The sequence below is a fragment of the Streptomyces sp. NBC_01750 genome (genome assembly GCF_035918095.1).
GTDB lineage: Bacteria > Actinomycetota > Actinomycetes > Streptomycetales > Streptomycetaceae > Streptomyces.
The window spans coordinates 2,432,255-2,453,853 of sequence record NZ_CP109137.1 but is presented as its reverse complement, the minus strand read 5'-3'; the positions used below and the strand labels follow the sequence as shown (position 1 = coordinate 2,453,853).

16 protein-coding genes are annotated in these 21,599 nt (G+C 69.6%); 15 read left to right on the top strand and 1 reads right to left on the bottom strand.

What is annotated here, in order from left to right; genetic code table 11:
• The 14 genes from OG966_RS11135 (at nucleotide 1) to OG966_RS11070 (ending at nucleotide 16,348) form a co-directional block, all read left to right on the top strand.
• Nucleotides 1-1,935 carry a peptidoglycan D,D-transpeptidase FtsI family protein gene (locus OG966_RS11135; RefSeq protein ID WP_326649349.1) on the top strand — a complete coding sequence of 645 codons (1,935 nt, stop codon included), beginning with the start codon at nucleotides 1-3 and terminating at the stop codon, nucleotides 1,933-1,935.
• 58 nt (nucleotides 1,936-1,993) lie between these two features.
• Nucleotides 1,994-3,661: a UDP-N-acetylmuramoyl-L-alanyl-D-glutamate--2,6-diaminopimelate ligase gene (locus OG966_RS11130; protein ID WP_326649348.1), complete on the top strand. Its 1,668-nt coding sequence runs from the start codon at nucleotides 1,994-1,996 to the stop codon at nucleotides 3,659-3,661.
• Nucleotides 3,662-3,665: 4 nt separating this feature from the next.
• Nucleotides 3,666-5,081, top strand: coding sequence for a UDP-N-acetylmuramoyl-tripeptide--D-alanyl-D-alanine ligase (locus OG966_RS11125; protein WP_326649347.1), 1,416 nt, complete (start codon nucleotides 3,666-3,668; stop codon nucleotides 5,079-5,081).
• On the top strand, nucleotides 5,078-6,148 hold the full coding sequence (gene mraY, locus OG966_RS11120; protein ID WP_326649346.1) for a phospho-N-acetylmuramoyl-pentapeptide-transferase: 1,071 nt from the start codon (nucleotides 5,078-5,080) through the stop codon (nucleotides 6,146-6,148). Before OG966_RS11125 ends, mraY begins: the two co-directional genes overlap by 4 nt.
• Nucleotides 6,145-7,563 (top strand): UDP-N-acetylmuramoyl-L-alanine--D-glutamate ligase, encoded by a 1,419-nt coding sequence (gene murD, locus OG966_RS11115; RefSeq protein ID WP_326649345.1) that lies wholly within the window; start codon nucleotides 6,145-6,147, stop codon nucleotides 7,561-7,563. The genes mraY and murD overlap by 4 nt, the downstream gene beginning before the upstream one ends.
• Nucleotides 7,564-7,653: 90 nt before the next feature.
• On the top strand, nucleotides 7,654-9,222 hold the full coding sequence (gene ftsW / locus OG966_RS11110) for a putative lipid II flippase FtsW (RefSeq protein WP_326649344.1): 1,569 nt from the start codon (nucleotides 7,654-7,656) through the stop codon (nucleotides 9,220-9,222).
• A gap of 6 nt (nucleotides 9,223-9,228) precedes the next feature.
• Nucleotides 9,229-10,323: an undecaprenyldiphospho-muramoylpentapeptide beta-N-acetylglucosaminyltransferase gene (murG, locus tag OG966_RS11105; protein ID WP_326649343.1), complete on the top strand. Its 1,095-nt coding sequence runs from the start codon at nucleotides 9,229-9,231 to the stop codon at nucleotides 10,321-10,323.
• Between the two features lie 15 nt (nucleotides 10,324-10,338).
• Nucleotides 10,339-11,145 carry a cell division protein FtsQ/DivIB gene (locus tag OG966_RS11100; protein WP_326649342.1) on the top strand — a complete coding sequence of 269 codons (807 nt, stop codon included), beginning with the start codon at nucleotides 10,339-10,341 and terminating at the stop codon, nucleotides 11,143-11,145.
• A 274-nt stretch (nucleotides 11,146-11,419) separates the two neighbouring features.
• A complete protein-coding gene (ftsZ, locus tag OG966_RS11095) occupies nucleotides 11,420-12,625 on the top strand; it encodes a cell division protein FtsZ (protein WP_326649341.1) in 1,206 nt (401 codons plus the stop codon).
• Nucleotides 12,622-13,377: a peptidoglycan editing factor PgeF gene (pgeF, locus tag OG966_RS11090; protein ID WP_326649340.1), complete on the top strand. Its 756-nt coding sequence runs from the start codon at nucleotides 12,622-12,624 to the stop codon at nucleotides 13,375-13,377. Before ftsZ ends, pgeF begins: the two co-directional genes overlap by 4 nt.
• A 9-nt stretch (nucleotides 13,378-13,386) precedes the next feature.
• Nucleotides 13,387-14,106 (top strand): YggS family pyridoxal phosphate-dependent enzyme, encoded by a 720-nt coding sequence (locus tag OG966_RS11085; RefSeq protein WP_326649339.1) that lies wholly within the window; start codon nucleotides 13,387-13,389, stop codon nucleotides 14,104-14,106.
• A 124-nt stretch (nucleotides 14,107-14,230) separates the two neighbouring features.
• Nucleotides 14,231-14,836 (top strand): cell division protein SepF, encoded by a 606-nt coding sequence (locus OG966_RS11080; protein ID WP_326649338.1) that lies wholly within the window; start codon nucleotides 14,231-14,233, stop codon nucleotides 14,834-14,836.
• Between the two features lie 68 nt (nucleotides 14,837-14,904).
• Entirely contained in the window at nucleotides 14,905-15,201 is a 297-nt protein-coding gene (locus tag OG966_RS11075) for a YggT family protein (protein WP_326649337.1), read from the top strand.
• Nucleotides 15,202-15,250: 49 nt separating this feature from the next.
• A complete protein-coding gene (locus OG966_RS11070) occupies nucleotides 15,251-16,348 on the top strand; it encodes a DivIVA domain-containing protein (RefSeq protein ID WP_326649336.1) in 1,098 nt (365 codons plus the stop codon).
• 457 nt (nucleotides 16,349-16,805) lie between these two features.
• On the opposite strand, the gene ileS is transcribed toward OG966_RS11070, so the two are convergent.
• Complete coding sequence (gene ileS, locus OG966_RS11065; RefSeq protein ID WP_326649335.1) at nucleotides 16,806-19,943, bottom strand: isoleucine--tRNA ligase; 3,138 nt, start codon at nucleotides 19,941-19,943, stop codon at nucleotides 16,806-16,808.
• A gap of 569 nt (nucleotides 19,944-20,512) precedes the next feature.
• Here ileS and OG966_RS11060 point away from each other — a divergent pair.
• Nucleotides 20,513-21,547, top strand: coding sequence for a TraR/DksA family transcriptional regulator (locus tag OG966_RS11060; protein WP_326649334.1), 1,035 nt, complete (start codon nucleotides 20,513-20,515; stop codon nucleotides 21,545-21,547).
• Nucleotides 21,548-21,599: the final 52 nt, after the last annotated feature.

Here is a 21,599-nt window from a genome sequence, read left to right as displayed (position 1 = left end):
GTGCCCCTCAAGGAACCACCGCGCCGCCGCGTCCCGGGCCCCGCACGGCGGCCGTCCGCACGTCCTGCGGTCCGTCGGCGGCCGCGCCCGGCGGCCCGCCCGATCCGGCTCGGCAGCCCCCGCCCCCGGCTGCGGCTGGTCAGCCTCGGCCTGACGCTCGTCATGCTGGCCTTCGTCGTCCGGCTGCTCCAGGTGCAGGCCGTCGACGCCGGCGCGTACGCCGCCAAGGCGGAGAAGAATCGCTACCTCAGCCACAAGCTGACGGCGGAGCGCGGCGAGATCACCGACCGGGCCGGAATCGCCCTGGCCACCAGCGTCGACGCGTACGACATCACCGCCGACCCGAAGCTGTTCACGCCCGAGGAGAGCAAGGCTCCCAACGCTCCGGAACAGGCGGCCGCGCTGCTCGCCCCGATCCTCGGCAAGGACGTCAACGAGCTGGCGAAGAAGCTCAGGACGCCCAAATCCCGGTACACCGTGCTGGCACGCCGCCAGACCCCTCAGGTCTGGAACCAGATCAAGGACCTCAAGGGCGTCTTCGCCGAGAAGGCCAGGGCCGACGAGGCCGAGGGAGGCCCCGGCGCCAATGTGCTGAGCGGCGTCTTCCAGGAGCCGAGCAGTAGGCGCGTCTACCCGAACGGCGATCTCGCCGCCGGGATACTGGGCTATGTCACCGGTGACGGCAAGGGAGGCGGCGGCGTCGAGTCGATGCTCGACAAGGTCCTCGCCGGTCAGGACGGACAGATCACCTACGCCCAGTCCGGCGGCCGGCGGGTCCCCACCGCGGGCTCCCGCGAGGTCCCCGCCGTCCCCGGCTCCGACATCGAGCTGACCATCGACCGCGACATCCAGTGGGCCGCCCAGCAGGCCATCGCCGACCAGGTGAAGAAGTCGAAGGCCGACCGCGGCTACGTGATAGTGCAGAACACCCAGACCGGCGAGGTCCTCGCCATGGCCAACGCGCCTGGCTTCGACCCCAATGATCTCTCCCAGGCCAACTCGGCGGCCATGGGCAACGCCGCGCTCCAGGACGCGTACGAACCCGGCTCCACCGCCAAGGTGATGTCGATGGCCGCCGTCCTCGAGGAGAAGGCCGCCACCCCCGGAACGCATGTCGTTGTGCCCAACCGGCTGCACCGCGGCGACCGGCTCTTCAAGGACGACATCGACCACCCCACCTGGCACCTGACGCTCAACGGCGTGCTCGCCAAGTCCAGCAATATCGGCACGATCCTCGCGACCGGCCAGCTCGGCGGGACTCAGGCGGCGGCGAATCGGGTGCTGTACTCCTATCTGCGGAAATTCGGTCTGGGCAGCCCGAGCGGGATCGGCTACCCGGGCGAGACGCCCGGCATCCTCGCCAAGCCGCAGAAGTGGTCCACCTCGCAGCAGTACACGATCCCCTTCGGCCAGGGCCTCTCGCTCAACGCCATGCAGGCGGCCTCCGTCTACTCGACGATCGCCAACGGCGGCGTACGCATCGAGCCCACCCTGATCCGCGGCACCAAGGGGCCCGACGGGCGCTTCACCCCGGCCCCCGCCCCCAAGAAGACCCGTGTGGTCAGCGAGCCGACCGCCAGGACGCTGGCCACCATGCTGGAGTCGGTCGTCGGTGACGAGGAGGGCACCGGCGCCAAGGGCCGTATCCCCGGCTACCGCGTCGCAGGCAAGACCGGAACCGCCAACCGTGTCGACCCGGAACTGGGCCGCTACAAGGGCTACACCGCCTCCTTCGCCGGCTTCGCGCCCGCCGACAAACCGCGGATCACTGTTTACTGCGCCATCCAGAACCCCACCAAGGGCAGCTACTTCGGCGGCCAGATCTGCGGGCCGATCTACCGGAAGGTCATGGAATTCGCCCTCAAGACCCTCCAGGTCGCACCGACCGGCAACGATCCCGCCCGGCTGCCCGTCACCTTCGAACCCGGCGAGTGACCGGAGGAACCACCAGTGACAACCTTCGAACCCGGCGAGTGACCCGGAGGAACCACCAGTGACAAGCATCACCTCCGATTCCGGGAACCTGCCGGAGAACCGCGCCGCCGCAGCCCCCTCACTTCGCCCCGGGCCGGGTGCGCCCGGTACGCTCACCGCCGTGTCACACGCTGATCAGTACCGAACCACCGAGCCGGACGCCCCCGCGAAACACCCGGGAGCGCCCCGACCGGACCGGCCCCGCCCGACACCCCTGGGGGAGCTGGCCGCCCGGCTGGGTGTGCAGAGCCCCGGCACCGCTGGCGTCACCGGCATCACCCACGACTCACGGGCGGTACGCCCCGGTGACGTGTACGCCGCCCTGCCCGGCGCCCGCCTTCACGGGGCCGACTTCGTGGCGCAGGCCGCGGACCTCGGAGCGGCCGCGATCCTCACCGACCCGACCGGCGCCGAACGCGCCGCCGGGACCGGTCTGCCGGTCCTGGTCACCGAGAACCCGCGAGGCCGCATGGGCGAGCTCGCCGCCGAGATCTACGGACATCCCGGCGAGGACCTGCTCCAGATCGGCATCACCGGAACCTCCGGCAAGACCACCACGGCGTACCTCGTGGAGGGCGGGCTCAAGGCGGCGGGCCGCTCGACCGGTCTGATCGGCACGGTCGAGATGCGCATCGGCGAGGAGCGCATCAAGTCCGAGCGCACCACCCCCGAAGCCACCGACCTCCAGGCCCTGTTCGCCGTCATGCGTGAGCGCGGCGTCGATTCGGTCGCCATGGAGGTCTCCAGCCACGCCCTCGTGCTCGGCCGGGTCGACGGCTGCGTCTTCGACGTCGCAGTCTTCAACAACCTCAGCCCCGAGCACATGGAATTCCACTCCGACATGGAGGACTACTTCCAGGCGAAGGCGCAGCTCTTCACGCCGAAGCGGAGCCGGCTCGCGGTCGTCAACTTCGATGACGAGTACGGCCGCAGGCTGCTCAAGGAGGCATCCGTCCCGGTCACCACCTTCTCCGCCGAGGGCCACCCGGACTCCGACTGGCGGGCCGAGAACGTCGAAATCAGCGCAGTCGGCTCGATTTTCACCGCGGTCGGTCCCCGGGGCGAGCGCGTACGCGCCGAGGCCCCGCTGCCCGGACCGTTCAACGTTGCCAACACCCTGGCGGCGATCGTCACCCTCGCCGTGGCCGGCCTCGATCCGCAGACCGCCGCCGACGGCATTGCCGCAGTCCCCGGCGTGCCGGGCCGCCTCGAGCGCGTCGACGTGGGCCAGCCGTACCTCGCCGTCGTCGACTACGCCCACAAGACGGACGCCGTCGAATCGGTCCTGCGGTCCCTGCGCAAGGTCACCGAGGGCAAGGTGCATATCGTGCTCGGCTGCGGCGGCGACCGCGACCAGACCAAGCGCGGCCCGATGGGCGCCGCCGCCGCACGACTCGCCGACACCGCCGTACTGACCTCCGACAACCCCCGGTCCGAGGACCCGCTCTCGATCCTCGCCGCCATGCTCGCGGGCGCCGCCGAGGTGCCGATCCACGAGCGTGGCGATGTCCTGGTCGAGGCCGACCGGGCCGCGGCCATCGCCGCGGCCGTGGCCCGCGCGCAGCCCGGTGACACCGTGCTGATCGCCGGCAAGGGCCATGAGCAGGGCCAGGACATCGCCGGAGTGGTCCGCCCCTTCGACGACCGTCAGGTACTTCGCGCAGCTATCCAGAACAGTCAGGGGTGACCAAGTGATCGCCCTCTCTCTCGCCGAGATCGCCGAAATCGTCGGCGGGCAGTCGCACGACATACCGGATCCGGCCACACGGATCAGCGGTCCCGTCGTGATCGACTCCCGCGCGGTCCAGCCCGGCAGTCTCTTCGCCGCCTTCGCCGGCGAGCACGTCGACGGCCACGACTACGCCCGGAGCGCCGTGGCGGCGGGTGCGGTGGCCGTGCTGGCGACCCGCCCCGTCGGGGTACCCGCGATCGTCGTGCCGGACGTCACCGCCGCGCTCGGCGCCCTCGCGCGCACCGTCGTCGAACGCCTCGGCACCACCACGGTCGCGCTCACCGGCTCGGCCGGCAAGACCAGCACCAAGGACCTCATCGCCCAACTCCTCGAGCGCAAAGGCCCCACCGTCTACCCGGCAGGCAATCTCAACAACGAGATCGGCCTGCCGCTGACCGCGCTGCGAGCCGGCGAGGACACCGAGCACCTCGTCCTCGAAATGGGCGCCCGCTATATCGGCGACATCCGCTACCTCACCAGTCTGGTCCCGCCGAAGGTCGGTCTCGTACTGAACGTCGGCACCGCCCACATCGGCGAGTTCGGCGGCCGCGAGCAGATCGCCGAGGCCAAGGGGGAGATCATCGAATGCCTTCCCCCGGCGGCAGCGGGGGGCATCGCCGTACTCAACGCCGACGACCGTCTCGTACGCGCCATGGCCTCCCGTACCAAGGCCCGTGTGGTCCTGTTCGGAGAGGCCGAGGACGCCGACGTACGTGCCGAGAATGTCCGGCTCACAGACAACGGACAGCCCGCTTTCAGGCTCCACACACCCTCCGGGTGCAGCGACGTGACCATGCGGCTGTACGGTGAGCACCACGTGTCGAACGCGCTCGCCGCGGCCGCCGTCGCCCATGAGCTGGGCATGTCCGTCGATGAGATCGCCCGCGCGCTCTCCGAGGCGGGCACCCTCTCCCGCTGGCGGATGGAGGTCACCGAGCGTCCGGACGGCGTGACGATCGTCAATGACGCCTACAACGCGAACCCCGAGTCCATGAGAGCGGCGCTGCGTGCGCTCGCGGCCATGGGCCAGGGGCGGCGGACCTGGGCGGTGCTCGGCCAAATGGCCGAGCTCGGCGACGAAGCGCTCGCCGAGCACGACGCTGTCGGACGGCTGGTCGTCCGGCTCAACGTCAGCAAGCTCGTCGCAGTCGGGGGCAGGGAAGCGTCCTGGCTGCAACTGGGCGCATATAACGAGGGTTCGTGGGGTGAGGAGTCGGTGCACGTGTCCGACGCGCAGGCGGCGGTCGACCTGTTGCGCAGTGAGCTGCGTCCGGGAGACGTCGTGCTGGTGAAGGCTTCCAGGTCGGTCGGGCTCGAGCGGGTGGCCCAGGCACTGCTCGAGAACACCACCGAGGGTGAGGTCACCGGCCGATGAGGCAGATCCTCTTCGCGGGGGCCATCGGGCTCTTCCTGACCCTGGTCGGTACTCCGCTGCTGATCAAACTCCTGGCCCGCAAGGGATACGGGCAGTTCATCCGGGACGACGGCCCGCGCAGCCACGGCAGCAAGAAGGGCACGCCCACCATGGGCGGCATCTCCTTCATCATGGCCACGCTCATCGCGTACGCCCTCGCCAAGGTGATCACCGGCGAGGACCCGACGTTCTCGGGTGTGCTGGTGCTCTTCCTGATGGCGGGCATGGGCCTGGTCGGCTTCCTGGACGATTACATCAAGATCGTCAAGCAGCGCTCGCTCGGTCTGCGGGCCAAGGCGAAGATGGCCGGACAGCTGATCGTCGGCATCGCCTTCGCCGTGCTGTCACTGCAGTTCGCCGACAGTCGCCACCAGACCCCCGCATCCACCAAGCTGTCGTTCATCACGGACTTCGGCTGGTCGATCGGCCCGGTGATCTTCGTTGTCTGGGCGCTGTTCATGATTCTCGCCATGTCCAACGGCGTGAATCTGACGGACGGTCTGGACGGTCTGGCCACCGGCGCGTCGGTGATGGTCTTCGGCGCGTACACCTTCATCGGGCTCTGGCAGTTCCAGGAGTCCTGCGCCAACGCCGTGACGCTGACCAACCCCAACGCCTGCTTCGAAGTACGCGATCCACTCGATCTCGCGGTCGTGGCCTCCGCCCTGATGGGCTCCTGCTTCGGCTTCCTGTGGTGGAACACCTCGCCGGCCAAGATCTTCATGGGCGACACAGGGTCGCTCGCACTCGGCGGAGCGCTGGCGGGTCTGGCGATCTGTTCCCGTACGGAGCTTCTGCTGGCCCTCCTCGGCGGACTGTTCGTCCTGATCACCATGTCCGTGGTCATTCAGGTCGGCTCCTTCAAGATGACCGGCAAGCGCGTCTTCCGGATGGCGCCGCTCCAGCACCACTTCGAACTCAAGGGGTGGTCCGAGGTCCTTGTCGTGGTCCGCTTCTGGATCATCCAGGGCATGTGCGTCATCGTGGGACTGGGGCTCTTCTACGCGGGCTGGGCGGCCGACAAGTGAGCACGCAGGACTGGCAGGGCAAGCGGGTGACGGTCGCGGGACTCGGCGTCTCCGGGATCCCGGCCGCCCGGGTGCTGCACGGCCTCGGCGCCCTCGTCACGGTCGTCAACGACGGCGACGACGAGCGCTCACGTACACAGGCCGCCGAGCTGGAGGCCGAGGGAATCACCGTGCGCCTCGGCGACGGCGCGACGCTGCCCGCAGGCACCGAGCTCATCGTCACCGCGCCCGGCTGGAAGCCGGACAAGCCGCTCTTCCTGGCCGCCGCCGAGGCGGGCGTCGACATCTGGGGCGACGTCGAACTGGCCTGGCGGCTGCGCGGGCCGGGGGCGGCGCCGTGGCTCGCGGTCACCGGCACCAACGGCAAGACCACGACGGTTCGGATGCTCGCCTCGATCCTCGAGGCCGCGGGCCTGCGCACGGCGGCCGTCGGCAACATCGGCGTCTCGCTGCTGGACGCGGTCCTCGGCGACGAGACGTACGACGTACTCGCCGTCGAACTCTCCAGCTACCAGCTGCACTGGGCGCCTTCGCTGCGCGCCCACTCCGCCGCCGTGCTCAACCTGGCGCCCGACCACCTCGACTGGCACGGCTCCATGGAGGCCTACGCCGCCGACAAGGGCCGTATCTACGCAGGCAACACGGTCGCCTGCGTCTACAACGCCGCCGACAGGGCGACCGAGGACCTGGTGCGCGAGGCAGACGTGGAGGAGGGCTGCCGGGCCGTCGGATTCACCCTCGGTTCGCCCGGGCCCTCCCAACTCGGGGTCGTCGAGGGCCTCTTGGTGGACCGCGCCTTCGTCGACAACCGGCAGAAGCAGGCCCAGGAGCTCGCCGAGGTGGCGGACGTCAATCCGCCGGCCCCGCACAACGTCGCCAACGCCCTCGCGGCTGCCGCGCTGGCCCGCGCCTTCGGCGTCGCGCCCGCCGCCGTACGCGACGGACTGCGCAACTTCCGCCCCGACCCCCACCGCATCGAGCATGTCGTGGACGTCGACGGCGTCGCGTACATCGACGACTCCAAGGCCACCAACACGCATGCCGCCGAGGCGTCCCTGGCCGCCTACGACCCGATCGTGTGGATCGCGGGCGGTCTGGCCAAGGGCGCGAGCTTCGACGAACTCGTCGAGAAGTCGGCAAAGCGACTGCGCGCCGTCGTACTGATCGGCGCGGACCGCGCCCTGATCCGTGAAGCCCTCGCGCGACACGCCCCCGAGGTCCCGGTCGTCGACCTCGACCGGACAGACACTGGGGCGATGCCGGCGGCGGTCCAGGAAGCAGCACGACTCGCCCGGCCGGGAGACACCGTTCTGCTGGCCCCGGCCTGCGCCTCGATGGACATGTTCACCAACTACAACAAGCGAGGCGAGGCGTTCGCGGACGCGGTCCGCGCACTCGCCGCCGAGCGCGCCTGAGCCCGACCCCCGCGCCGTGCTGTGCACCCCGGGGGGGCCGCCCCGGGACCGCGGCAGCCGCGCCAGGCCCGACTGGAGGGGACAGCGATCATGCCGGCCGATGACACCGCCCCCGCCGCGCGGAGCGCGGCCCGTCCGAAGCGGCGCCCGGCTGAGATTCAGCCCCGCCGACGTCTGAGGCGCAGGGTCTGGGGCGGAGCCCCGGCCGGGCTCGGGACCGTCCTCGCCGGACCCCGGCTCCCGGACGCCGTGCGCGCGCTGCGCCGAGGTGCCGAGGCGCTCGGGCGTGCCGTTGTGCCCGCGACCGTCCCCGCTCTCGCCGGCCCGGCGCCGGCCCACACGGGACTCGCGCTGCGGATCAGGGCCGGGGGAGCCGTACGCCGTCCGCCCGCCGGCCGTGGCGGAAGCCGCGGGCCAAGCGCTCCGCGCCCGCCACGGCGGCTGTACGAGCAGGCGCGACGGGCCTGGGACCGGCCGCTGACCGCGTACTACCTGATCCTCGGCAGCAGCCTCCTGATCACCGTGCTCGGCCTGGTGATGGTCTACTCCGCCTCGATGATCAAGGCACTCGAGCTCTCGCTCCCGGCCTCGTACTTCTTCCGCAAGCAGTTCATCGCCGCCGTACTCGGCACCTGTCTGCTGCTGGCCGCCTCCCGGATGCCGGGCAAGCTCCACCGGGCCCTGTCGTACCCGCTCCTGATGGGCACCGTCTTTCTGATGGTGCTCGTCCAGATCCCCGGGATAGGGCATGCGGTCAACGGCAACCAGAACTGGATCTATCTGGGTGGCCCGTTCCAGCTCCAGCCCAGTGAGTTCGGCAAGCTGGCGCTGATCCTGTGGGGCGCCGATCTGCTCGCCCGCAAGCAGGACAAGCGGCTGCTGACCCAGTGGAAGCACATGCTGGTGCCGCTCGTCCCGGTCGCCTTCCTGCTGCTCGGCCTGATCATGCTCGGCGGCGACATGGGTACGGCGATCATCCTCACCGCGATCCTCTTCGGTCTGCTGTGGCTGGCCGGAGCGCCGACCCGGCTCTTCGCGGGTGTACTCGCAGTCGCCGGCTTTGTCGGTTTCGTGCTCATCAAGACCAACGAGAACCGCATGTCACGGCTCTCCTGCATCGGCGCCATCGACCTCGGCCCCCAAGGCGAGTGCTGGCAGGCCGTGCACGGCATCTATGCTCTAGCCTCCGGCGGATGGTTCGGTTCCGGCCTCGGTGCAAGTGTGGAAAAATGGGGTCAACTCCCCGAACCGCACACCGATTTCATCTTCGCGATCGCCGGTGAGGAACTGGGCCTGGCGGGGACGCTGTCGGTGCTCGCCCTCTTCGCGGCTCTAGGCTATGCGGGTATCCGCGTGGCCGGACGCACGGAGGACCCCTTCGTGAGGTACGCGGCGGGAGGTGTGACCACCTGGATCACGGCCCAGGCCGTGGTCAATATCGGTGCGGTGCTCGGTCTGCTGCCGATCGCCGGTGTCCCGCTCCCGCTGTTCTCCTACGGAGGATCGGCCCTGCTGCCGACCATGTTCGCGGTAGGGCTGCTGATCGCTTTCGCGCGGGAGGATCCCGCCGCGAAGGCGGCCCTCGCCATGCGGCGGCCCGGGGTGAGATGGAAGACGATGAGACGGCGCGTCAAGAAGCGTCCGTCCGGAGAGCGGTGAATTTCGGTGCATGTCGTACTCGCCGGTGGGGGGACCGCCGGCCACATCGAGCCCGCGCTCGCCCTCGCGGACGCCCTGCGCAGGCAGGACCCGACCGTGGGAATCACGGCCCTGGGCACGGAGAAGGGGCTCGAGACCAGGCTCGTACCCGAGCGGGGTTACGAGCTGGCGCTCATCCCGGCCGTTCCGCTGCCTCGTAAGCCCACCCCTGAGCTGATCACCGTCCCCGGACGGCTCCGCGGCACCATCAAGGCCGCCGAGCAGATCCTGGAGCGCACGAAGGCGGACTGCGTCGTCGGCTTCGGCGGCTATGTCGCGCTGCCCGGCTATCTGGCCGCCAAGCGGCTCGGTGTGCCGATCGTGGTGCACGAGGCCAACGCCCGTCCCGGCCTGGCCAACAAGATCGGTTCGCGGTACGCGGCCGGGGTCGCCGTCGCCACCCCGGACAGCAAGCTGCGCAACTCCCGCTACATCGGCATCCCGTTGCGCCACACCATCGCCACACTGGACCGGGCCCGGGTGCGCCCCGAGGCGCGTGCCGCCTTCGGTCTCGACCCCAACCTGCCGACGCTGCTGGTCTCCGGCGGCTCGCAGGGCGCCCGCCGCCTCAACGAGGTGATCCAGCAGATCGCTCCGGTGCTCCAGCGCTCCGGAATCCAGATCCTGCACGCGGTCGGCCCGAAGAACGAACTGCCGCGTGTGGACAACATGCCCGGTATGCCGCCCTACATCCCGGTACCGTACGTGGACCGGATGGATCTCGCGTACGCCGCGGCCGACATGATGCTCTGCCGCGCGGGCGCGATGACCGTCGCCGAACTCTCCGCCGTCGGGCTGCCCGCCGCGTATGTACCGCTGCCGATCGGCAACGGCGAACAGCGGCTCAACGCCCAGCCGGTCGTGAAGGCCGGCGGCGGACTGCTGGTCGACGACGCCGAACTGAGCCCCGAGTGGGTCCAGGGCAACGTCCTTCCGGTGCTCGCCGATCCGCACCGGCTGTACGAGATGTCCCGTGCCGCCGCCGAGTTCGGCCGCAGGGATGCCGACGACCTGCTCGTCGGCATGGTGTACGAGGCGATCGCTGCACGCCGCAAGGCGTGAGAAGGGCAGGGGAGCGTGGCCGGACCGACCACCGCCGAACGCGGGGCAGGCAAGTCCCCCGGTGGGTACGCGGGGTCGGCCCGCCCGCCCGGCCAGGGCTCCGATGCCCGTCGGCCGCGCCTCCCCGGCCGCCGTTTCCTGCTGATCGCCGCCGCCTTGGTGCTGGCCGTCGCGGCCGGAATCTGGGTGCTCTACGGCTCCGACTGGCTGCGCGTGGAACGGGTGAAGACCACCGGAACCGAGGTTCTGACACCGGCCGAGGTGATGGCCGCGGCGGCGGTTCCGGTCGGAGCGCCACTGATTTCCGTCGATACGGACGCCATTGAGGCCCGGCTGCGGCATAAGCTGCCCCGTATCGACTCGGTGGATGTCGTCCGGTCATGGCCCGACGGGATCGGTCTGAAAGTGACCGAGCGAAAGCCAATCCTGCTTATCGAAAAGGGCGCAAAGTTCATCGAAGTGGACGCGAAGAGCGTTCGGTTCGCCACGGTGGACAAGGCTCCCAAGGCTGTTCCGCGACTGGAATTGACCGTGGAACAGTCCCCAAGTCTGCGGCGTTTCGGCGCGGACCGGCTCCTTGAGGAGGCGGTACGGGTCAGGGGTGAACTCCCCGGCGAAGTCGTGGCGGACACCAGAGTTGTGACAGTGCGCTCATACGACTACATCTCCCTGGAGTTGAGCCGGGACCGTACGGTGGTCTGGGGCAGCGCCGAGGAGGGCGAGGCGAAGGCGCGCGCACTCACCGCACTGATGAAAGCCGCGCCGAAGGCCAGGTACTTCGATGTGAGTGCTCCCACCGCCCCTGCGGCGGCAGGGAGTTGACGCGCATTTGCGCTGGCCAGCACCCTGGTTGGTCAGCGCTATGGGTGATCACATAGGGTGAAAAGAAAAACGGGAGGTTCGGCGTGTTCGTTGAACGTGCGCCGCTTGTCGACTTAGTGTCCTGTTCGGAGAGTCCAAGAAGCAGACACACTGGCAACCCTAAACTTCAGCGTTAGGGTTTGGGTCGGCGTTCGGACCGTCCCATCGGCATCCGTCGTCGCGACGCGGCAACCGCGAAGCGACGACACGTAACTCGAGGCGAGAGGCCTTCGACGTGGCAGCACCGCAGAACTACCTCGCAGTCATCAAGGTCATCGGTGTCGGCGGCGGTGGTGTCAATGCCATCAACCGAATGATCGAGGTCGGTCTCAAGGGCGTCGAGTTCATCGCCATCAACACCGATGCGCAAGCACTGTTGATGAGCGACGCCGACGTCAAGCTCGACGTCGGCCGTGAACTCACCCGAGGCCTCGGCGCCGGAGCGAATCCGGCAGTCGGTCGTAAGGCGGCAGAAGATCACCGCGAGGAGATCGAGGAGGTCCTCAAGGGGGCCGACATGGTCTTCGTCACCGCCGGCGAAGGCGGCGGCACCGGCACCGGCGGCGCACCCGTCGTCGCCAATATCGCGCGCACGCTCGGCGCCCTGACGATCGGTGTGGTCACCCGGCCGTTCACCTTCGAGGGCCGCCGTCGCGCCAACCAGGCGGAGGACGGTATCGCTGAACTCCGCGAAGAGGTCGACACCCTCATCGTCATCCCCAACGACCGGCTGCTGTCCATTTCGGACCGCCAGGTCAGCGTGCTTGACGCGTTCAAGTCCGCGGACCAGGTGCTGCTCTCCGGTGTCCAGGGGATCACCGACCTCATCACCACGCCGGGTCTGATCAACCTCGACTTCGCCGACGTCAAGTCCGTGATGTCCGAGGCCGGATCCGCGCTCATGGGAATCGGCTCGGCCCGCGGCGACGACCGCGCGGTGGCCGCGGCCGAGATGGCGATCTCCTCGCCGCTGCTCGAGGCGTCCATCGACGGTGCCCGGGGTGTGCTGCTCTCCATCTCCGGTGGCTCGGACCTCGGCCTCTTCGAGATCAACGAGGCCGCCCAGCTGGTGAGCGAGGCCGCCCACCCCGAGGCCAACATCATCTTCGGTGCGGTCATCGACGACGCTCTCGGCGACGAGGTGCGGGTCACGGTCATCGCGGCCGGCTTCGACGGCGGACAGCCGCCGACCCGCCGGGACACCGTTCTCGGCGCCGGCGCGAGCAAGCGGGAGGAGCCGGTGGCCTCGTCCCGTGGTTCGGAGACCTCGCGGGCGGGCGGCGGACTCGGCACCGTACCCGCGCGCGAGGAGTCCCTGGCCCCGGCCGAGCCCGCGCCCGTGGCGAACGACCTGAACTCCGGGTCCGCGCAGGTTCCGCCGGCCCGTCCGTACCAGGACAGCCAGGCCGAAGAGCTGGACGTTCCGGACTTCTTGAAGTGACAGTGCGGCACGACGCGATACACGCGAGCGGCGCGCACTTCGCCTTCACCGACAGGTGGGGCGGGGTGAGCGCCGTTCCGTACGAGGAGCTCAACCTCGGCGGCGCGGTCGGCGACGACCCCGCGGCCGTACTGGCCAACCGGAAGATCGCGGCGAAGACGCTGGACCTCGACCCGGACCGGGTCGTCTGGATGAACCAGGTCCACGGCAGGGACGTCGCCGAGGTGGACGGGCCCTGGGCCGCCGGGCCGACTCCGCCGGTGGACGCTCTCGTCACCGCGCGGCGCGGGCTGGCCCTCGCCGTACTGACCGCGGACTGCACCCCCCTACTGCTGGCCGACCCGGTCGCGGGTGTCGTGGCCGCCGCGCACGCGGGCCGTCCCGGGATGGTCGCGGGCGTCGTGCCCGCCGCCGTGGAGGCGATGAAGGCGCTGGGCGCGGAGCCGGCCCGCATCATCGCCCGTACCGGACCCGCTGTCTGCGGACGCTGCTACGAAGTTCCCGGGCAGATGCGGGCCGAGGTGGCCGCGGTCGAACCGGCCGCCTGGTCCGAGACCAGCTGGGGCACCCCGGCCGTCGATGTCACCGCCGGAGTCCATGCCCAGCTCGAAGCGCTCGGCGTGCGGGACCGGCAGGCCTCGTCGGTCTGCACAATGGAATCGGGCGACCACTACTCGTACCGTCGCGATCGCACCACCGGACGGCTCGCCGGATACGTCTGGCTGGACGGACGGGATGACGGACAGGAATGACGGACGGCAATGACGGACCGTAAGACCGAACTCGCCAGGAATCTGGCAATGGTGGAGGAACGTATCGCCTCCGCCTGCGCGGCCGCCGGCCGCAAGCGGGAGGAGGTGACCCTCATCGTGGTCACCAAGACCTACCCGGCGAGCGATGTGCGGCTCCTCCATGAACTCGGCGTGCGCCATGTCGCCGAGAACCGTGACCAGGACGCGGCCCCCAAGGCCGAGGCCTGCTCGGATCTGGATCTCATCTGGCACTTTGTCGGACAGTTGCAGACAAATAAGGTCCGCTCTGTGGCGGGTTATGCCGATGTGGTGCAGTCCGTCGACCGTCTCAAGCTCATCTCGTCGCTCTCCGCTGCGGCAGTACGAGCGGAGCGTGAGCTCGGCTGTCTGATCCAGGTCGCTCTCGACGCCGAATCGGGCGAGCGCGGGGAGCGGGGCGGCGTCGGGCCCGACGGCATCGAGGAGTTGGCCGCAGCGGTGGCGAAGTCACCGGGACTGCGACTCGACGGACTGATGACCGTCGCGCCGCTCACCGGGCCGTACGCGGGGCGGCAACAGGCGGCGTTCGAGCGGCTGATGGAATTCTCATCCAGCCTGCGCGCCGGGCATCCGGCTGCGAACATGGTGTCAGCAGGGATGAGTGCGGACCTCGGGGAAGCCGTGGCGGCCGGAGCGACACATGTGCGCGTCGGCACTGCGGTACTCGGAGTCCGACCCCGGCTCGGGTAGCGTCGCTAAGCAAGTCGGACCACAGCAGAAAATATGGTCATTCCCGTCACACAGCGGGCGGACCGAGTGGATCGCGGGCGCTTGGTGACGACGCCGATCCACCACAGAGCGGAGGACTCAGAGAATGGCCGGCGCGATGCGCAAGATGGCGGTCTACCTCGGCCTCGTGGAGGACGATGGCTACGACGGCCGGGGTTTCGATCCCGATGACGATTTCGAACCCGAGCCGGAGCCCGAGCGGGACCACCGGCGGCACCAGCCCCCGCACCAGGTGGAGCGGGAGGAACCGGTGAGGATGGTGCAGCCGCCCGCGCAGCGCGAGCCGGTTCCGCTTCCCGCTGAAAGCGGACGTCCGGCACGAATTGCCCCCGTGGCATCCATCACACCTGAACGTCCGAGCCTGGAGAAGAACTCGCCGGTGATCATGCCCAAGGTTGTGTCCGAGCGGGAGCCTTACCGCATCACCACGCTGCACCCGCGGACCTACAACGAAGCCCGTACCATCGGGGAACACTTCCGCGAGGGCACCCCGGTGATCATGAACCTCACGGAGATGGACGACACGGATGCGAAGCGACTTGTCGACTTTGCTGCGGGACTCGTCTTCGGCCTCCATGGCAGCATTGAGCGGGTGACGCAGAAGGTGTTCCTGTTGTCGCCTGCTAACGTCGATGTCACGGCGGAGGACAAGGCCCGCATCGCAGAGGGCGGGTTCTTCAACCAGAGCTGAGAGACACGACACCGGAACGACCCGGCCGCAAGGCCGGACTGGAGAGCCAGGGGAGAGGGAAGCGCGGGATGGGCGTCGCACTACAGGTTGTCTACATCGCGCTGATGTGCTTCCTCATCGTGCTCATTTTTCGGCTGGTCATGGACTACGTCTTCCAGTTCGCCCGCTCATGGCAACCCGGCAAGGCGATGGTGGTCGTTCTTGAGGCCACCTACACTGTCACCGATCCACCGCTCAAGCTTTTGCGGCGGTTCATTCCGCCGCTGCGTCTCGGGGGCGTGGCACTCGACCTGTCCTTCTTCGTTCTGATGATCATCGTCTACATCCTGATCTCCATCGTGAACAACTTTGCGAGCCGGATGTGAGCGATACGGTCTTGCCGACTGCCGACGACTACGTAGAGGTGAAGAAGAGATGCCGCTGACTCCCGAGGACGTGCGGAACAAGCAGTTCACGACCGTCCGCCTTCGAGAAGGCTATGACGAGGACGAGGTTGATGCCTTCCTCGACGAGGTCGAGTCCGAGCTGACCCGCCTGCTCCGCGAGAACGAGGATCTGCGCGCCAAGCTGGCCGCGGCGACCCGTGCGGCGGCGCAGAACCAGCAGCAGCAGGGCATGCGCAAGCCGCCGGAGCCGCAGGACGGCCGTGGACCGGGTGCACCGGTACCCGCCGCCATATCCGGACCGCCGGTCCAGCAGCAGCCCCCGCAGATGGGTCCCCCCCAGCTGCCCGGTGGTGCTCCGCAGCTGCCCGCCGGTCCCAGCCACGGTGGCCCGCAGGGGCCTGGCGGCCCGATGGGTCCCGGCCCGATGCAGGGCGGCATGGGTGGCCCGATGGGCGGCCCCATGGGCGGCCACGGCCCGCAGATGCCGCAGCAGGGCCCCGGCGGCGACAGCGCCGCGCGTGTGCTCTCGCTGGCGCAGCAGACCGCCGACCAGGCGATCGCGGAGGCCCGTTCCGAGGCCAACAAGATCGTCGGCGAGGCTCGCAGCCGTGCCGAGGGTCTGGAGCGCGACGCCCGTGCCAAGGCCGATGCGCTGGAGCGGGACGCTCAGGAGAAGCACCGCGTCGCGATGGGCTCGCTGGAGTCCGCGCGTGCCACGCTGGAGCGCAAGGTCGAGGACCTGCGAGGCTTCGAGCGTGAGTACCGGACGCGGCTGAAGTCCTACCTGGAGAGCCAGCTGCGTCAGCTGGAGACCCAGGCGGACGACTCGCTGGCTCCGCCGCGGACCCCCGCGACCGCGTCGCTGCCGCCGTCCCCGTCGATGGCTCCGGCCGGTGCGGGTGCGATGGGTCACACCATGGGCGGCAACCCGTCGATGGGTCAGTCCATGGGACAGCAGATGGGCGGCAACCAGTCCATGGGCGGTGGCCCGTCCTACGGTGGCCAGCAGCAGATGTCGCCGGCGATGACCCAGCCGATGGCACCGGTGCGGCCGCAGGCGCCGCAGCCGATGCAGCAGGCTCCGTCGCCGATGCGCGGCTTCCTGATCGACGAGGACGACAACTGACGGCGGGTCGCGCGTATCGCGCGTAGCCGTCGGCAGGCTGAAGGGCCGGGCCCGGGACTGATGTCCCGGGCCCGGCCCTTTTGCGTACGACGCCCGCACCCGCCCGTCCGGGGGCTCGGTCCCCCGTCCCCTGCGCCGCAATCGTCGGCGGGGCTGGTTTTTCGGGGCTCGGTCCCCGGCCGCCTGCGCCTGAATCGCCGACGGGCCTGGTTGTCGGGGCTCCGCCCCCGGATCCCAGCGGCTCGACTGCCGGCGGGGCTGGTGTTGGGGCTGCTGTTGGGGCTCCGCCCCCGGACCCACGCCTCAGTCGCCGGCGGGGCTTGAGTTTGCCGGTTCGGCGGACATGTGAGCCCGTCCGGCGACTGAGGACAACGCCCGAAGGGCGTGCGGGGTCCGGGGCTTGCCCCCGGTTCGGGAAGGGGCGGGGTGGGGGCAAGCCCGCCGCAGGGGGCCGGAGTCAGGCCTTGCGGAGGCGGAACGTCAGGGACAGGCCCTCGTCCGTGAACGGGGCCCCGTACGTGTCGTCCGCCGGGTCCGTGGTGAACGTCGTCGCCAGCACCTCGTCCGCGATCAAGCCGGCATGCTCTGTCAGGGCCTGGGTGGTGGACGGATCCGTTGAGGACCAGCTCACCGCGATACGGTCCGAGACGTCGAGGCCGCTGTTCTTGCGTGCCTCCTGGATCAGCCGGATCGCGTCACGGGCCAGGCCCGCGAGACGCAGCTCCGGAGTGATCTCCAGGTCCAGCGCGACCGTCGCGCCCGAGTCCGAGGCCACCGACCAGCCCTCGCGCGGGGTCTCCGTGATGATGACCTCCTCCGGGGAGAGGGACACCGTACGGCCGTCGGCCTCGACCGACGCCGTGCCCTCGCGCAGGGCCAGCGACAGCGCCGCGGCGTCCGCCTCGGCGACCGCCTTCGCCACTGCCTGGACGCCCTTGCCGAACCGCTTGCCCAGCGCACGGAAGTTCGCCTTGGCCGTCGTGTCGACCAGGGAGCCGCCGACCTCGGAGAGGGAGGCCAGGGACGAGACGTTCAGCTCTTCCGTGATCTGGGCGTGCAACTCGGGCGAGAGGGACTCGAAGCCCGCCGCCGCCACCAGCGCGCGGGAGAGCGGCTGGCGGGTCTTCACACCCGACTCCGCACGCGTCGCGCGGCCCAGTTCCACCAGGCGGCGGACCAGCGCCATCCGGGATGACAGGGTCGGGTCGATGGCGCCGAGGTCGGCCTCGGGCCAGGTCGAGAGGTGGACCGACTCAGGGGCGTCCGGCGTGACCGGGACGATCAGGTCCTGCCAGACCCGCTCCGTGATGAAGGGGGTGAGCGGGGCCATGAGGCGGGTCACCGTCTCGACCACGTCGTGCAGGGTGCGCAGCGCCGCCTTGTCGCCCTGCCAGAAGCGGCGCCGCGACCGGCGTACGTACCAGTTGGACAGATCGTCGACGAACGCCGACAGCAGCTTGCCGGCGCGCTGGGTGTCGTAGGCCTCCAGGGACGAAGTGACCTGATCCACCAGCGCGTTGAGCTCGCTCAGCAGCCAGCGGTCCAGGACCGTGCGCTCCGCCGGTGCCGGATCCGCCGCGGACGGCGCCCAGTTGGACGTACGGGCGTACAGCGCCTGGAAGGCCACCGTGTTCCAGTACGTCAGAAGGGTCTTGCGGACCACTTCCTGGATCGTGCCGTGGCCGACCCGGCGGGCGGCCCACGGGGAGCCGCCGGCCGCCATGAACCAGCGGACCGCGTCCGCGCCGTGCTGGTCCATCAGCGGGATCGGCTGAAGGATGTTCCCCAGGTGCTTGGACATCTTGCGGCCGTCCTCGGCGAGGATGTGGCCCAGGCACACCACGTTCTCGTACGAGGACTTGTCGAAGACCAGCGTGCCCACGGCCATCAGCGTGTAGAACCAGCCACGCGTCTGGTCGATGGCCTCCGAGATGAACTGCGCCGGGTAGCGCTTCTCGAAGAGCTCCTTGTTCTTGTACGGATAGCCCCACTGCGCGAACGGCATGGAACCCGAGTCGTACCAGGCGTCGATGACCTCGGGGACGCGCGTCGCGGTCTGCCGGCAGGTCGGGCACGGGAACGTGACATCGTCGATGAACGGACGGTGCGGGTCCAGCGCCGACTGGTCCGTGCCGGTCAGCTCGGTCAGCTCGGCGCGCGAGCCGACGCACGTGAGGTGGTTCTCCTCGCAGCGCCAGATCGGCAGCGGCGTACCCCAGTAGCGGTTTCGCGACAGCGCCCAGTCGATGTTGTTGTTCAGCCAGTCGCCGTACCGGCCCTGCTTGACCGAGTCCGGGATCCAGTTGGTGTTCTCGTTCTCCTCGAGCAGCCGGTCCTTGATGGCCGTGGTGCGGATGTACCAGGACGGCTGCGCGTAGTAGAGCAGCGCGGTGTGGCAGCGCCAGCAGTGCGGGTAGCTGTGCTCGTACGGGACGTGCCTGAAGAGCAGCCCGCGGGTCTGCAGGTCGTCCACGAGGGTCTCGTCGGCCTTCTTGAAGAAGACGCCGCCGACCAGCGGGACGTCCTCCTCGAAGGTGCCGTCGGGGCGGACCGGGTTGACCACCGGCAGGCCGTACGCGCGGCAGACCTTGAGGTCGTCCTCACCGAAGGCGGGGGACTGGTGAACCAGACCCGTACCGTCCTCGGTCGTCACATACTCGGCGTTGACGACGTAATGCGCCGGTGAAGGGAACTCGACCAGGTCGAAGGGTCGGTCGTACGTCCAGCGCTCCATCTCGGCGCCCGTGAAGGACTGCCCGGTGGTTACCCATCCCTCGCCCAGCGCCTTCTCGAGCAGCGGCTGCGCGACGACGAGCTTCTCCTCGCCGTCCGTCGCGACGACGTACGTGACCTCGGGGTGCGCGGCGACGGCGGTGTTGGAGACCAGGGTCCAGGGAGTCGTCGTCCACACGAGGAGGGCCGCTTCGCCGGCCAGCGGGCCGGAAGTCAGCGGGAAGCGCACGAAGACGGACGGGTCGACGACCGTCTCGTACCCCTGCGCCAGCTCATGGTCCGAGAGACCGGTGCCGCAGCGCGGGCACCACGGGGCGACGCGGTGGTCCTGGACCAGCAGGCCCTTGTTGAAGATCTCCTTCAGCGACCACCAGACCGACTCGATGTACGACGGGTCCATGGTGCGGTACGCGTCGTCGAGGTCGGTCCAGTAACCCATCCGGGTCGTCAGCTCGGCGAACGCGTCCGTGTGCCGGGTCACCGACTCACGGCACTTGGCGTTGAACTCCGCGATGCCGTACGCCTCGATGTCCTTCTTGCCGGAGAAGCCGAGCTCCTTCTCGACGGCGAGCTCGACCGGCAGACCGTGGCAGTCCCAGCCGGCCTTGCGGGCGACGTGATAGCCGCGCATGGTGCGGAAGCGAGGGAAGACGTCCTTGAAGACCCGGGCCTCGATGTGGTGCGCACCGGGCATGCCGTTGGCGGTCGGCGGGCCCTCGTAGAACACCCACTCGGGACGGCCCTCGGAGTGCTCGAGGCTCTTGGCGAAGATCTTGCTCTCGCGCCAGAAGTCGAGCACGGCGTGCTCGAGCGCGGGCAGGTCGACCTGGGCGGGCACCTGGTTGTACTGGGGTGGCGTCATCGGCGAGCTCCTCCAACGGACAAAGTCTGTTCCGTCGGAGGGACGAGAGCGCGTGCTCCCGCGGTACCACCCTCCTTGGCCCGCCGACCGTGCCGGTGAGCCCCCTCATTGGGGTCGCGATGCCGGGTCTAGTCGCCCGCGGTCGTGCTGCGGGCTTTCTTCCGACGGCTCAGGGGTGATGCTTCACCTCGTGCTCGCCCCCGGGCTCTCACCGTCCCCGGGTCGCTCATGGCTGCGTACGAAGCTACTCGTCCCCATCCACGCCTTTCGCTGCGCCCAGTGTACGGGCCCGTACGGCGGGGGGCCGACCGCATTTCACCGGGCCGTCCCCGGCTCGCCCGCGGGCCACGCGGTTGACCCGAATGGCCATACGTCCTCCGGCGAGCTCCGGCTCCGCCCGGCCGGCGGATTACCGGGCGGGGAGCTGGGCACAACGGATGCAGGTTCGTCTTGCCCCGGCCGAGGCGGGGCGAATCGGCGGCGTGCCCCGTTTGCCGCGGGGCTGGGGTCGATTTATCGTCCCAGCACGATTCGCGAGCGATATCACAGTATGTGAAGGGGCCGCGGCCATGGTGGCGAAGAAGACTGCCGAGAAGTCGGCGTCCGCAAGATCCACCGCCGCTGAGGCGGCGGCCAAGGACACGAACGGGAAGAAGAACGCCGTCGCGAAGAAGGCCGTCGCAGGCACCGGCAAGGCGGCTGTGAAGAAGACCGTGGCCGCGAAGAGGACCGTGGCGGCGGAGAGAGCGGTGACGAAGAAAGCGTCGGCGGGTAAGGCACCCGCGAAGGAGGCGCCTGCTCGGAAGACGAGGTCGGCGAAGACGACGACCGGGAAGAAAGCCTCGGCCCGGAAAGCATCCGCCAAGACGACCACCTCGAAGAAGACCACCTCCAAGAAGTCCACCTCCAAGACGACGACCGGGAAGAAGGCGACGGCCGTGCAGGAGACGGCCGCATCGGTGCCTCAGGTGGCACCGGTGAAGAAGGCACCTGCGAAGAAAGCCGCGGCCAGAAAGGCGGCGCCCGCTGGGGCGACCGCCAAGAAGGCCGCCAAGAAGGCCGCACCTGCGGCCAAGGGGGCGGCCCAGGCCGCCAAGCAGACAGGAGCCAGAACGGTGGGAGCGAAGAAGACCGCGGGTACGGCAGCAGCTGCCGGCAAGAGCACGACAGCGTTGTCCACGGCCCCTACAGCGGCCGCGACACCGCCGGAGGAGCTCGCCGTACGGCCCGGCGAGGACCCGTGGACCCCGGAAGAGGTCGCCGGTGCGCGCGCCGAGCTGGAGGGCGAGGTCACCCGGCTGAACAGTGAGCTCACCTCCTCCGAGGCGGCGCTGGCCGGGCTGATGCGGGACTCCGGGGACGGTGCAGGCGACGACGACGCGGACACCGGGACCAAGAACATCACGCGCGAGCACGAGATGTCGCTCGCCGCCAACGCCCGGGAGATGCTGGAGCAGACCGAGCGGGCGTTGCTACGGCTCGACGCGGGGACCTACGGGCTCTGCGAGATCTGTGGCAAGCCGATCGGAAAGGCCCGTATGCAGGCGTTCCCGCGCGCCACACTCTGCGTGGAGGACAAGCAGAAGCAGGAACGGCGGGGCTGACCGCGGGGCTGAGACTCCGTACGTGTGTGCCGTACCCTCGTGCTCAGTCAGG